The organism is Streptomyces sp. NPDC020996 (assembly GCF_040641355.1).
In the GTDB taxonomy this organism is placed as follows: Bacteria; Actinomycetota; Actinomycetes; order Streptomycetales; family Streptomycetaceae; genus Streptomyces.
Window position 1 is genome coordinate 1 of the sequence record NZ_JBFADM010000005.1, and the last position, 13,243, is coordinate 13,243.

General features: G+C 71.2%; 12 protein-coding genes and 1 pseudogene. 2 read left to right on the top strand and 11 right to left on the bottom strand.

Annotated features, from left to right (window positions below; all coding sequences use genetic code 11):
- The 7 genes and pseudogenes from AB0G63_RS05240 to AB0G63_RS05270 form a co-directional block, all read right to left on the bottom strand.
- Positions 1 to 497, bottom strand: a pseudogene (locus tag AB0G63_RS05240) (glucose-6-phosphate isomerase); the annotation flags it as partial.
- A gap of 313 nt (positions 498 to 810) precedes the next feature.
- Complete coding sequence (locus tag AB0G63_RS05245) at positions 811 to 1,146, bottom strand: RNA polymerase-binding protein RbpA (protein WP_360744526.1); 336 nt, start codon at positions 1,144 to 1,146, stop codon at positions 811 to 813.
- 230 nt (positions 1,147 to 1,376) lie between these two features.
- Positions 1,377 to 1,607: a preprotein translocase subunit SecG gene (gene secG / locus AB0G63_RS05250; protein WP_324783870.1), complete on the bottom strand. Its 231-nt coding sequence runs from the start codon at positions 1,605 to 1,607 to the stop codon at positions 1,377 to 1,379.
- A gap of 158 nt (positions 1,608 to 1,765) precedes the next feature.
- Positions 1,766 to 2,542: a triose-phosphate isomerase gene (gene tpiA, locus AB0G63_RS05255; RefSeq protein WP_360744528.1), complete on the bottom strand. Its 777-nt coding sequence runs from the start codon at positions 2,540 to 2,542 to the stop codon at positions 1,766 to 1,768.
- A 6-nt stretch (positions 2,543 to 2,548) separates the two neighbouring features.
- Positions 2,549 to 3,760 (bottom strand): phosphoglycerate kinase, encoded by a 1,212-nt coding sequence (locus AB0G63_RS05260; protein WP_360744531.1) that lies wholly within the window; start codon positions 3,758 to 3,760, stop codon positions 2,549 to 2,551.
- Positions 3,761 to 3,949: 189 nt separating this feature from the next.
- On the bottom strand, positions 3,950 to 4,957 hold the full coding sequence (gap, locus tag AB0G63_RS05265; RefSeq protein WP_360744534.1) for a type I glyceraldehyde-3-phosphate dehydrogenase: 1,008 nt from the start codon (positions 4,955 to 4,957) through the stop codon (positions 3,950 to 3,952).
- A 1,252-nt stretch (positions 4,958 to 6,209) separates the two neighbouring features.
- Positions 6,210 to 6,332 carry a hypothetical protein gene (locus AB0G63_RS05270; protein WP_360744537.1) on the bottom strand — a complete coding sequence of 41 codons (123 nt, stop codon included), beginning with the start codon at positions 6,330 to 6,332 and terminating at the stop codon, positions 6,210 to 6,212.
- A 47-nt stretch (positions 6,333 to 6,379) separates the two neighbouring features.
- Here AB0G63_RS05270 and AB0G63_RS05275 point away from each other — a divergent pair, with 47 nt between their 5' ends.
- Positions 6,380 to 6,571 carry a hypothetical protein gene (locus AB0G63_RS05275; protein ID WP_360744540.1) on the top strand — a complete coding sequence of 64 codons (192 nt, stop codon included), beginning with the start codon at positions 6,380 to 6,382 and terminating at the stop codon, positions 6,569 to 6,571.
- Positions 6,572 to 6,786: 215 nt separating this feature from the next.
- Here AB0G63_RS05275 and whiA read toward each other — a convergent pair whose 3' ends face one another.
- Genes whiA through uvrC form a run of 4 tightly spaced genes read right to left on the bottom strand, consistent with a single transcriptional unit; the run spans position 6,787 to position 11,892 of the window.
- Entirely contained in the window at positions 6,787 to 7,776 is a 990-nt protein-coding gene (whiA, locus tag AB0G63_RS05280; protein ID WP_360744543.1) for a DNA-binding protein WhiA, read from the bottom strand.
- Complete coding sequence (gene yvcK / locus AB0G63_RS05285) at positions 7,767 to 8,858, bottom strand: uridine diphosphate-N-acetylglucosamine-binding protein YvcK (protein WP_360744546.1); 1,092 nt, start codon at positions 8,856 to 8,858, stop codon at positions 7,767 to 7,769. Before yvcK ends, whiA begins: the two co-directional genes overlap by 10 nt.
- Positions 8,855 to 9,811, bottom strand: a complete 957-nt coding sequence (gene rapZ / locus AB0G63_RS05290) for an RNase adapter RapZ (protein WP_360744549.1) — start codon at positions 9,809 to 9,811, stop codon at positions 8,855 to 8,857. Before rapZ ends, yvcK begins: the two co-directional genes overlap by 4 nt.
- Positions 9,808 to 11,892, bottom strand: a complete 2,085-nt coding sequence (uvrC, locus tag AB0G63_RS05295) for an excinuclease ABC subunit UvrC (protein ID WP_360744552.1) — start codon at positions 11,890 to 11,892, stop codon at positions 9,808 to 9,810. The genes rapZ and uvrC overlap by 4 nt, the downstream gene beginning before the upstream one ends.
- 389 nt (positions 11,893 to 12,281) lie before the next feature.
- On the opposite strand from uvrC, the gene AB0G63_RS05300 reads away from it, so the two are divergent.
- Positions 12,282 to 13,235, top strand: a complete 954-nt coding sequence (locus AB0G63_RS05300; protein ID WP_360744555.1) for a hypothetical protein — start codon at positions 12,282 to 12,284, stop codon at positions 13,233 to 13,235.
- Positions 13,236 to 13,243 lie beyond the last annotated feature (8 nt).

The window sequence follows — 13,243 nt, forward strand, 5'->3', positions numbered from 1 at the left end:
ATCGCCGGGCCCAGGTCGGAGCCGCCGATGCCGATGTTGACGACGTTCTTGATGCGCCGGCCGGTGTGGCCGGTCCACTCGCCGGAGCGGACGCGATCGGCGAAGCCGGCCATCTTGTCGAGGACTTCGTGGACCTTGGGCACGACGTTCTCGCCGTCGACCTCGATCACCGCGTCACGTGGGGCGCGCAGCGCGGTGTGCAGCACCGCCCGGTCCTCGGTCGTGTTGATCTTCTCCCCGCGGAACATCGCGTCGCGCAGGCCGAACACGTCGGTGGCGGCGGCCAGCTCGCGCAGCAGCCGCAGCGTCTCGTCGGTGACGAGGTGCTTGGAGTAGTCGACGTACAGGTCACCGACCTCGAGCGCGTAGCCGGTGCCGCGGCCGGGGTCGGCGGCGAACAGGTCGCGCAACCGCGTCTCGCCGAGTTCCTGGCGGTGCCTGGTCAGGGCGGTCCACTCGGGCGTCTGGTTGAGCCTGGTACGGCCGTGTGCGTTCATGTCCGACTTCAGCCTTCTTTCCTGCCTGCTCTGGGCTGTTCCAACCTAGTTGATCAGCCGATGACGTGAGCCGTCGTCGCGTCGTCGTACGGCGCAACAACAGGTACGTCCGGCTTGAGCGCAGGTGTCAGCGAAATGACGGACAGGGCGAAGAAGACGGCCGCCCGGCGGGCGGCGGCAGGGCACGGCCCGGTGTGGCGGCGGCGGAGCCGGGACACGGCGGCGCTCCGCGGGCCGGGTGCGCACGCGCGCATACGGGCACGGCGGGCACAAGCGGCCAGGCACCCCTGGGCGCCCGGCCGGCTCTCAACTGTCAGATCTCGCCGCGCAGTTTGGCGAGCGCCTCGGCGAGGATAGCCTCGCCGTCCGCGTCGCTGCGCCGCTCCCGGACGTAGGCGAGGTGCGTCTTGTAGGGTTCGGTGCGCGGCGGGTCCGGCGGGTTGTCCTGGTCCTGTCCGGCCGGAAAGCCGCAGCGCGGGCAGTCCCAGGTTTCGGGTACCTGCGCGTCGCTGGCGAAGCTCGGCTGCGTCTCGTGCCCGTTGGAGCACCAGAAGGAGACGCGCAGCCGCGGCGCGGACTCGCCACGCTCGGCCTCGCCCATCGGCCCCGCCCCGACCCGGCTACCTCGGATCGCGTTGCCACTTGCCACGGTCGTAACTCCCTGCGTGATGGTGCCGCGAAGCGAGTCGGCGTTCCGCTTCGCTGCGAGCGCCTCAGTCTACGTAAGGCCCAACGCGCGTCCAGTGACTGGAGTTACCGCCCCACACCCAGACGCAAGCCCCATGATAGGCCGCGCTCAGGTGCGCGTACCGAACATGGGGCCTTGCGTGCGAAATGTGCTGCGGTATGTGCCTGCGTGGTGAACCGCGTCAGCCTTGATCAGCTGTTGGTCTTCATCAGGATGCCCAGCACGACGATGCACGCGAACCACAGCAGACCGACCACCAGGGTGATGCGGTCGAGGTTGCGCTCGGCGACCGAGGAGCCGCCGACGGACGACTGCATGCCGCCACCGAACATGTCGGAGAGGCCGCCGCCCTTTCCCTTGTGCATCAGCACCAGCAGCATCAGCAGCAGGCTGAAGACGATCAGGGCGATCGAGAACCCCAAAACCACGGCTGGACCAACTTCCTCGGATTCGGATGGACGACGGGGGCACAGCGCCATGGCTGTGCCCCCGCAAGGGTACGACGGATCGCCGCTACCGCATACTCACAGGTCGTGTCACCGGTCGCTCACTCGTCGCTCACCGGTCGCTCACCGGTCGCTCACTGGTCGCGGAAGCGCACGATCTTGACGAACTCGTCGGCGTCCAGCGAGGCGCCTCCGACCAGGGCGCCGTCGATGTCGGCCTGCGCCATGATCTCGGCGACGTTGCCGGCCTTGACGGAGCCGCCGTACTGGATGCGGACCTTGTCGGCCAGCTCCCGCGTGTACAGCTCGGCGATCTTCCCGCGGATGGCGGCGCAGACCTCCTGGGCGTCCTCGGCGCCGCAGACCTTGCCGGTGCCGATGGCCCAGACGGGCTCGTAGGCGATCACGACGGTCTCCGCCTGCTCGGCCGGCACGTCCTTCAGGCCGCCCTCGACCTGCGCGAGCGTGTGCGTGACGTGGTCGCCCGCCTCGCGGACCTCCAGTTCCTCGCCGACGCACAGGATCGGGGTCAGGCCGTGCTTGAACGCCGCCTTGACCTTGGCGTTCACCAGCTCGTCGGTCTCGTTGTGGTACTGGCGGCGCTCGGAGTGGCCGACGGCCACGTACGTGCACTTCAGCTTGGCCAGCATCGGGCCCGAGATCTCGCCGGTGTAGGCGCCGGAGTCGTGCGCCGAGAGGTCCTGGGCGCCGTACTTGATCTTGAGCTTGTCGCCGTCGACCAGCGTCTGCACGGAGCGCAGGTCGGTGAAGGGCGGCAGGACGGCGACCTCGACGGCCTCGTAGTCCTTGTCGGCCAGGGCGAAGGCGAGCTTCTGGACGTGCGCGATGGCCTCGAGGTGGTTGAGGTTCATCTTCCAGTTGCCCGCCATCAGCGGCGTGCGCGTGCTCATTGTGGGTCAGTCCTCCAGTGCGGCGAGGCCGGGGAGCGTCTTGCCCTCGAGGTATTCGAGGGAGGCGCCGCCGCCGGTCGAGATGTGGCCGAATGCGCTCTCGTCGAAGCCCAGCAGGCGCACGGCCGCGGCGGAGTCGCCGCCGCCGACGACCGTGAAGGCCGGGGAGTCGAGGAGGGCCTGGGCGACCGCCTTGGTGCCCTCGGCGTAGTCGGGGTGCTCGAAGACGCCCATGGGACCGTTCCAGAAGACGGTGGCGGCGTCGGCGAGCTTCGAGGCGTACAGCTTGCGGGTCTCGGGACCGATGTCCAGACCCTGCTGGTCGGCCGGGATGGCGTCCGCGGCGACGGTGGTGGGGTTGGCGGGCGCCTTGGTCTTCAGGTCCGGGAACTCGGTGGAGACCAGCGCGTCGACGGGGAGGACCAGCTCGACGCCGGTCTTCTCGGCCCGCTCGATGTACTCGCGCACGGCCGGGACCTGGTCCTCCTGCAGGAGGGAGTTGCCGATCTCGTAGCCCTTGGCCTTGAGGAAGGTGTAGGCCATGCCGCCGCCGATGAGGAGACGGTCGGCCTTGCCGAGCAGCTGGTCGATGACGGCGAGCTTGTCGGAGACCTTGGCGCCGCCGAGCGCGACGACGTAGGGACGGTGGACGTCCTCGGTCAGCTTCTTCAGCACGGCGACCTCGTTCGCGATGAGGTAGCCGGCGGCGTGCGGCAGGCGGGCCGGGAGGTCGAAGACCGAGGCGTGCCTGCGGTGCACCGCGCCGAAGCCGTCGCCGACGTAGAGGTCGGCGAGTTCGGCGAGCTGGTCGGCGAAGGCGCCGCGCTCGGCGTCGTCCTTGGAGGTCTCGCCGGCGTTGAAGCGGAGGTTCTCGATGACGGCGACCTGGCCGTCGGCGAGGCCCGCGACCGTCGACCGGGCGGACTCGCCGACCGTGTCGGTCGCGAACTCGACCGTGGCGCCGAGGAGTTCGCCGAGACGCGCGGCGGCCGGACCGAGCGAGAAGGCCGGGTCCGGGGCGCCCTTGGGACGGCCGAGGTGCGAGGCGACGACCACGCGGGCGCCGGCCTCGGCGAGGGCCTTGACGGTGGGCAGGACGGCGCGGATGCGGCCGTCGTCGGTGATCGTGGTGCCGTCCAGCGGCACGTTGAGGTCGGCGCGGACGAAGACCCGCTTGCCGCCGACGCCTTCGGAGAGAAGTTCGTCGATCGTCTTCATGTGAGGACTCCTAAAGGGGGGCTCGGGAAGCTCGGACGCCCGAGAGGGCGGCTCATGTCCGTGAGGCTGCTGTCCGCGCGGCGCGGCCGCGAGGGCCGACCGGGCCACAGCCACGCGACACAGGGCTCGGACAGCGCGGCGGTGCGCTGCCCGAGCCCTGTTCTCACATCGAGGTGCCTGCTGGGGTGATCAGAGCTGGTCGCCGACGAAGACCGTGAGGTCGACGAGGCGGTTGGAGTAGCCCCACTCGTTGTCGTACCAGCCGATGACCTTCACGTTCTTGCCCTCCTGAACCATCGTCAGGGAGGAGTCGAAGGTGCAGGACGCGGGGGCGTTGACGATGTCGGAGGAGACGATCGGGTCCTCGGTGTACTCGAGGATGCCCTTCAGTTCGCCCTCGGAGGCCTTGAGGAAGGCGGCGTTGACCTCTTCCTTGGTGACCTCGCGGCTGAGCTCGATGACGAGGTCGGTGACGGAGCCGGTGGGGACCGGGACGCGCATGGCCATGCCGTCCAGCTTGCCCTTGAGCTGCGGCAGCACCAGGGCGGTGGCCTTGGCGGCACCGGTGGTGGTCGGGATGATGTTCTCCGCGGCGGCGCGGGCGCGGCGCAGGTCGCGGTGCGGGAAGTCCAGGATGCGCTGGTCGTTGGTGTACGCGTGCACCGTCGTCATCAGACCCTTGACGATGCCGAAGTTCTCGTCGAGGACCTTCGCCATCGGCGCCACACAGTTGGTGGTGCAGGAGGCGTTGGAGATGACGTGGTGGTTCGCCGGGTCGTACTTGTCCTGGTTGACGCCCATCACGATGGTGATGTCCTCCTCCTTGGCCGGAGCCGAGATGAGGACCTTCTTCGCGCCGCCGGCGATGTGCTTCTCGGCGTCGGCCTTCTTCGTGAAGATGCCGGTCGACTCGATGACGATGTCGACGCCCAGCTCGCCCCACGGGATGTCGGCGGGGTCGCGCTCGGAGAGCACCTTGATGGTCTTGCCGTCCACGGTGATGGTGTCGGCGGTGTGGGAGACCTCCTGCTTGAGGCGGCCCAGGATGGTGTCGTACTTCAGGAGGTGTGCGGTGGTCGCGGTGTCACCCAGGTCGTTGACAGCCACGATCTCGATGTCTGCACCCTGCTCCAGCAGCGCGCGGAAGTAGTTACGACCGATGCGGCCAAAGCCGTTGATGCCTACGCGGATCGTCACGAACCGATCTCCTCGTTGGTACGCCGGCACGTGCCGGCGAGCTGTATGGGATGTCCCCGACCACCCCCGACCCTACCTCCCCGGGGGCTTCCGGGTGACATCGAGTTGCCCCATACCCGACACGTCGCGACGTACCCGTCAGTAGAGGTACGGACCGCCCGGCCGGGCGGTCCGGCCGGTGCCGGAGCGGCCGGCGACCGGCTCGCGAACCGGCCTTCCGCGGCGGTGCCACGGGTGTTTTCCGGTCAACCTGCCGGGACCCTGACGACTTTCGCCGGCCGGTCGTCGACGATCTCCATCGGTCGCAAGCCGGGCCCGATCACGGATGGTCAGCCATGAACGCAAGGTCCGGCTCGAATACCGAGGGGGAAGGCGAGGGGGAAGGAGGCCGTCGGGGTCCTCATGGCGGAGGTCGTCATGACGGCGGTCGTCATGGTGATGTCGTGAGCACGTACTCCGTGGGGTCGGCGAATTTCAGACGCTTCTGGTTCGGGCAGACGCTCTCCCGGTTCGGGACCCGGATCGGCACGCTCGGGCTGTCCGTGACGGCCGTCGGACCGCTCGACGCGAACACCCGGCAGGTGGGTGTGCTCGCCGCGGCGTCCACCGTCTGCTACCTCGTCACCGGCCTGCCCGCGGGCGCCCGGGTGGACCGGATGCTGAAGCGCCGGACGATGATGGGGGCGGCCCTGACACGCTGCGGTCCTGGTGCCGGAGGAGGACATAGGGGCCGCCAACGCGGCTCGAGGCCACGGCGCAGGTGTCCGCGCTGGGCGGGCCCGCGGTGGCCGGGCTGCTCATGCGGGTCGTCAGCGCACCGGTCGTGATGCTCGTCGACGCCCTCGCCTACCTGGTCAGTTTCCTGTCCCTCGGCGTGACCAGGGACGGTGAGCGCGGGCCGGCACCGGAGGAGGCCGGGGCCCGCAGGCGCCTGATGGCCGACATCGGGGAGGGCCTGCGGTTCGTCCGGGACCAGCCCGTCATCCGGCGGCGGCCGGCTCCATGGGGGTGTCCGACTTCTTCGCCACCCTCGTGTCCACCCTGGTCCCGGTGCTGGTGATGCGCACCATCGGCTTCGACTCGTTCGTGCTCGGGCTCATCATGACCTGCGGGGCCGCGGGGCCGCGGGGGCGTGGTGGGCGCCCTGCTCGCGCCGAGGGCCCGGCGGCGTTTCAGCGCCGGCGCCCTGATGTCGTGCGGCCTGATCGTGGCGGCCCTCTTCACCGTCGCCAACCCCCTGGCCGCAGCCGTCTCACCGCACGGCAAAGTCCTCGCCGGGGCGGTCCTGCTGGTCGGGGAGTTCGGTCTGACGGTGGGCGCGCTGCTGTTCGACGTGACCCGGGTCAGCCTGCGGCAGGCACTGTGCCCGAAGCATCTCCTGGGCCGGATGAACGCCTCCGTCCGCTTGTCGTCTGGGGCAGCGTGCCTGCGGCGGCACTGGTGGCCGGGTGGCTCGGATCGGCTCGGAGCGGCTCGGCGATCGGCGTGGTCTGCGCGCTGTGGGTCGGCGTCGTGGGCAGCGTGGCGACGGTGCTGCCGATCCTCACCGTCGACCGGGTCGTGGCCGCCGCCTCCGCGGCACCGAAGACGCAGGAACCCAAGGCGATGCGGTGACCCCACGGGACGGTGGGGAACCGGTGGAGCGCATCCCGGCGCGGGCGGTCCGGCACAGAAGGTCCGATGCGGACAGTCCGGCACGGAAGGTCCGATGCGGACGGTCCAACGCGGACGGCGGGCGGGTCTCTCCGGGGAACGGGACCGCTCGGGAGGAGGGGATCCGGTGCCGGACCCTCAGGCAACGGGCACCGGCAGGCCGGGCGTGTGCGTGGTCAGCCCACGAGGTTTTCCGCCATCTCCTCGGTGAGGCTCGACTCCGTGCCCGGGATGCCGAGGTCGGAGGCGCGCTTGTCGGCCATCGCCAGCAGGCGGCGGATGCGGCCGGCCACGGCGTCCTTGGTCAGCGGCGGGTCGGCGAGGGCGCCCAGTTCCTCCAGGGAAGCCTGCTTGTGCTCCATGCGCAGCCGGCCGGCGGCGGCGAGGTGCTCGGGGACGTCGTCGCCGAGGATCTCCAGGGCGCGGGCCACACGCGCGCCGGCGGCGACGGCAGCGCGGGCGGAGCGGCGCAGGTTCGCGTCGTCGAAGTTGGCGAGCCGGTTGGCGGTGGCGCGCACCTCGCGGCGCATCCGGCGCTCTTCCCAGGCCAGCACCGACTCGTGGGCGCCGAGCCGGGTCAACAGGGCGCCGATGGCATCACCGTCACGGACGACGACCCGGTCGACGCCGCGCACCTCGCGGGCCTTCGCGGCGATCGACAGGCGGCGGGCGGCGCCCACCAGGGCGAGCGCGGCCTCGGGGCCCGGGCAGGTCACTTCGAGGGAGGAGGATCGGCCGGGCTCGGTGAGCGAGCCGTGCGCCAGGAAGGCCCCGCGCCAGGCGGCCTCGGCGTCGCAGGTGGCGCCGGACACCACCTGCGGGGGCAGGCCGCGGATCGGGCGGCCGCGGCCGTCCACCAGGCCGGTCTGCCGGGCCAGCTGGTCGCCGCCGGCGACGACCCGGACGACGTAGCGCGAACCGCGGCGCAGTCCGCCCGGCGCCATCACGATCAGCTCGGAGCTGTGGCCGAAGATCTCCAGGATGTCCCGCTTGAGGCGGCGGGCCGCCATCCCGGTGTCCAGCTCCGCTTCGATCACGATGCGCCCGCTCACCAGGTGGAGGCCGCCGGCGAACCGCAGGACGGCCGAGACCTCCGCCTTCCTGCAGCAGGTCCGGGTGACGGGGAGCCGGGAGATCTCATCCTTCACCGCTGCCGTCATCGCCATGGGCCGATCCTTCCATGCATCCGAAAAATACGGTCGTACGCGGCGGCGAGGAGCTCCGGGTCATGTCTTGGAGTCCCGTCCGTCCGGGCCACCGGCGCCAGCTCGACCGCGGCCCCCAGCCGCTTGGCGGCCTCGACGAGTACGTCGCGGTCGGGCACGGCGGCCTCGTCGGCCAGCACCACGTCCAGGGCGAGTTTAGGGGCGTGTCGTCCCAAAACCTCCAAATGACGCTGCGGGGAGAAGCCTTCGGTTTCTCCGGGCTGCGGCACCAGGTTCAGTGAGAGTACCCGGCGTGCCTTGGTCTGCGTGAGCGCGTCCAGCAGCTCGGGGACGAGCAGGTGCGGGATGACGGACGAGAACCAGGAACCGGGGCCGAGCACCACCCAGTCCGCGTCCAGCACCGCCTCCAGCGCCTCCGGGACGGCGGGCGGGTCGTGCGGTACGAGGTGCACGGACTGCACCTCGCCGCGGGTGAGGGCGACGGTCGCCTGACCGCGGACGGTCTCGACCTGGTCCGGCCGGTCCGGGTCGTGGCCCTTGACCAGCGCCTGCAGCTCCAGCGGTACGGCGGACATGGGCAGTACGCGCCCGTGCGCGCCCAGCAGTCTGCCGACCAGGTCCAGGGCCTGGACGTGGTCGCCGAGCTGCTCCCACAGGGCGACGATCAGCAGGTTGCCGACCGCGTGGTCGTGCAGGTCGCCCTGGGAGTGGAAGCGGTGCTGGATGACCCGGGCCCAGGTCTGGCCCCAGTCGTCGTCGCCGCACAGGGCGGCCAGTGCCTTGCGCAGGTCGCCGGGCGGCAGTACGCCCAGCTCGTCGCGCAGGCGCCCGCTGGAGCCGCCGTCGTCGGCCACGGTGACGACGGCGGTGAGGTCGCCGGTGATCCGGCGCAGCGCGGCGAGCGAGGCGGACAGGCCCATGCCACCGCCGAGGGCGACCACCTTGGGCTGTGCGCCGCGGCGGCGGGGCCGGGCACCGCGGGCCTCGACGAGCCGCCCGCCGCGGCCCTCGACGAGTCGGCCGCCGCGACCTTCGGGCACGGCCCGGCGCAGCCTGCTCAGCCGCAGAGAGCGTTGCGTCATTCCCGTCCCATGTCCCGGTGCACGACCACCGTCTCCACACCCTCGGCCGCGAGACGTGCGGCGAGCTTCTCCGACATGGCGACCGAGCGGTGCTTGCCGCCGGTGCAGCCGATGGCGATGGTCACGTAGCGCTTGCCCTCGCGGCGGTATCCGGCGGCGATCAGCCGCAGCAGCTCGGCGTAGCGGTCGAGGAACTCCTTCGCGCCGGGCTGGTTGAAGACGTACGCGGCGACCTCCTCGTTGAGGCCGGTGAAGGGGCGCAGCTCCGGGACCCAGTGCGGGTTGGGCAGGAAGCGCATGTCCGCGACCAGGTCGGCGTCGACCGGGAGGCCGTACTTGAAGCCGAAGGACATGACGGTGGCCCGCAGCTCGGGCTCCTCCTCGCCGGCGAACTGGGCGTCCATCTTGGCGCGCAGCTCGTGCACGTTGAGGCTGGAGGTGTCGATGACCAGGTCGGCGTCGCCGCGCAGTTCGCGCAGCAGTTCGCGTTCGGCGGCGATGCCGTCGACGATGCGTCCGTCGCCCTGGAGGGGGTGCGGGCGGCGCACCGACTCGAAGCGGCGCACCAGGGCCTCGTCGGAGGACTCCAGGAAGACGATCCGCCGGGTGACGTGTCTGGCCTCCAGGTCCGCGAGTGACTCGCGGAGGTTGTCGAAGAAACGGCGGCCGCGGACGTCGACGACGACCGCGATGCGTGCCACGTTGCCCTGGGAGCGGGCGCCGAGTTCCACCATGGTGGGGATCAGCGCGGGCGGCAGGTTGTCCACGACGAACCAGCCGAGGTCCTCCAGGCATTTGGCCGCCGTCGACCGCCCGGCTCCGGACATGCCGGAGATGATCACCAGTTCGGGGATCGCGGCGTCGGGCACCCCGGCCGCCTCGTTGGTCGGGCCCGTACTCACCTGTGCTCCGTCTCCGCTGTGGTCTTGTCGTCCGTGTTCGGTGTCGTTCATGTCTCCTGCCCCCGTCGCTGGTCCGGTGCCCCCGTCGTCACGGGTTCCCCGCCGGAACCCATGGTGCCGGGTTCCTCCTCCATGATCTCTCCGGTCGCCGTGTTCACGGCGGGTACGGCCGGAGCGGCCTGGGCGAGGGCCACGGCGATGGTCTCGGCCGTCTTGCGGCCTATGCCCGGCACCTCGCAGATCTGGTCGATGGTGGCCGAGCGCAGCTTCTTCAGCGAACCGAAGTGCTTCAGCAGCGCCTGCTTGCGGGTGTCTCCGAGGCCCGGCACGTCGTCCAGGGGGCTCGCGCGGAATCGCCTGGCACGCTTGGTGCGCTGGTAGGTGATGGCGAACCGGTGGGCCTCGTCGCGGACGCGCTGCAGCAGGTAGAGGCCCTCGCTGGTACGGGGCAGGACCACCGGGTCGTCCTGGTCCGGCAGCCAGACCTCCTCCAGGCGCTTGGCGAGCCCGCACACGGCGATGTCGTCGATGCCGAGCTCGTCGAGGGCCTTCCTGGCCGCGGCGACCTGCGGCTGACCGCCGTCGACCACGACCAGCTGGGGCGGGTAGGCGAACTTCCTGGGGCGGCCGTCGTCCTCGGTGAGGCCGTTGCCGGGGCCGTTGCCGGGGCCGGTGCTGTTGCCGGGGCCGTCGGCGTCCGGGGTCTCGCCGTCCGCCCACTCCCCCGTCCGCTCCTTCTCGGCGAGGTAGCGCCGGAAGCGGCGGCTGATCACCTCGTGCATGGAGCGGACGTCGTCCTGCCCCTCGAAGCCCTTGATCTGGAAGCGGCGGTACTCGCTCTTGCGCTGCAGGCCGTCCTCGAAGACGACCATGGAGGCCACCACGTCGTCGCCCTGGAGGTGCGAGATGTCGTAGCACTCGATCCTCAGGGGGGCGCTGTCCAGGTCGAGGGCTTCGGCGATCTCCTCCAGGGCGCGCGAGCGGGTGGTGAGGTCGGAGGCGCGCTTGGTCTTGTGCAGCACGAGGGCCTGCTGGGCGTTGCGCTCCACGGTCTCCATCAGGGCCCGCTTGTCGCCGCGCTGCGGGATGCGCAGCGAGACGCCCGAGCCGCGCCGCCCGGCGAGCCACTCCTGGACGGGTTCCACCGGGTCGGGCAGGGCGGGGACCAGGACCTCCTTGGGGACGGCGTCGCCGCTCTCCTCGCCGTAGAGCTGCTGCAGGGCGTGCTCGACGAGGGCGCCGGTGGTGATCTCCTCGACCTTGTCGGTCACCCAGCCGCGCTGGCCGCGCACGCGTCCGCCGCGCACGTGGAAGATCTGGACGGCCGCCTCCAGCTCGTCCTCAGCGACGGCGATCAGGTCGGCGTCGGTCGCGTCGGCGAGCACGACGGCGTTCTTCTCCATGGCCTTCTTCAGGGCCTCGATGTCGTCGCGCAGACGGGCCGCCCGCTCGTACTCCATCTCCTCGGCCGCCTCCCGCATCCGCTGCTCCAGGCGGCGGAGGTACGTGCCGGTGCGGCCGGCCATGAAGTCGCTGAACTCCTCCGCCAGTTCGCGGTGCTCCTCGGCGGAGACACGGCCCACGCAGGGCGCGGAGCACTTGCCGATGTAGCCGAGCAGGCAGGGCCTGCCGGTGCGGGCGGCGTTCTTGAAGACGCCCGCCGAGCAGGTGCGGACCGGGAAGACGCGCAGCAGGAGGTCGACGGTGTCGCGGATCGCCCACGCGTGCGCGTACGGGCCGAAGTACCGCACGCCCTTCTTCTTGTGACCGCGCATCACCTGCACGCGCGGGTACTCCTCGTTCATCGTCACCGCGAGGTAGGGGTAGCTCTTGTCGTCGCGGTACTTGACGTTGAACCGGGGGTCGAACTCCTTGATCCAGGAGTACTCCAGCTGCAGCGCCTCGACCTCGGTGGAGACCACCGTCCACTCCACCGACGCGGCCGTGGTGACCATCGACCGGGTGCGCGGGTGCAGGTTCGCCAGGTCCTGGAAGTAGTTCGCCAGGCGCTGGCGCAGGCTCTTCGCCTTTCCGACGTAGATCACCCGGCGGTGCTCGTCGCGGAACCTGTACACCCCGGGAGAGTCCGGGATCTGTCCCGGACGGGGGCGGTAGCTGGAGGGGTCGGCCATGTCTCACACCCTACTGGCGAGGGGTGACAGCGCGGCGAGCCTGTGGACAACGCCGGGGGACCGTCGTCCACAGGCTCGCCGCGCTGTCGCGGGAAGGCCGTTTTCCGGTCGTTCCGGCCTGCCCGGCCCGGGCAACGGACTCGTTCCCGGAGGTCCCGGGACCAGGACGGGCCCCGGTCCCCCGGCGTCCGATCGCGTCTCGGCCAGGAGTACGACGCCGTCGGGCTTCAGGTGTTGTCGGGACTTGGCCGACACGCTTCAATGCGGAGGCATCCGGGGCCGTGAACCAGGGCCTACGGATGTGAAGACGCCCGGACGCCGACGGATGCCCCACGGCCACGCGAACCGGTCTGACCAGCCGAAGCGAGCTTTCACAGAAAGGCCCCTGCATGCCGCACGCCCCACAGCACGCGGACGTCGCCGCCGTCGCCACCGCTGAACTGGCCACGGCCCTGCGGGGCGGCCCGTTCCACGTCGCGCTGCGCGCCGCGATCGCCGCCCGCGGACTGCCGCTGCAACGAGTGCAGCACCATCTGTCGCGGTACGGGGTCAAGGTCGGCGTGACGAGCCTGAGTTACTGGCAGCAGGGCGCCCGGCGCCCGCAGCGGCCGGAGTCCCTGCGCGCGGTACGGGCGCTGGAGGAGATCCTGCAACTGCCGGAGGAGTCCCTGATCAGGCTGCTCTCCGAGGGGGACGGGCCTTCCGAGCAGCGGCCCGGCGGCCGCTCCTACCGTTCCCTGGTGGAGGCGTCGGGCATCCTGGACCGGCTGCTGGCCGAGCTGGGCCTGCCCTCCGACGGCGGTCTGCACACCCTCGGCCACCACGAGCGGATACGGATCGGAGCGCGCCGTGAACTGGCGGGACGCGAGTCGCACCACATCGTGCGCGCCCACCGGGACGGCGTCGACCGGTTCGTGGCCGTGCACCACGGCGATCCGGGGTGCGTGCCGGAGCGCATGGGCGTGCGGGCGCTGGAGAACTGCCGCACCGGACGGGTGCGCACGGACGCGGAGACCGGGGTGCTCGTGGCGGAGCTGCTCTTCGACACGCGGCTGCGGGCCGGGGACACGTTCCTCTTCCGGTACGGCGTCGAGGACGGCACCGCGGGGGTGTCACGCGAGTACGTCCGCGCCTTCGGGCCGGCCGGCGGGCAGTACGCGCTCCAGGTGGGTTTCGACGAGCGGGCGCTGCCGGTGCGCTGTCACCGCTTCGCGCAGCATTCGGCGGCGGCTCCCCGCAGCGGCCGCCAGGAACTCGCTCTCAGCGGGCGGCACCACTCGGTCCACCTCGTGGAGGCGCGGGTGCGGACGGGACTCGTGGGGATCGGCTGGGAGTGGGAGTGAGCCGCCCC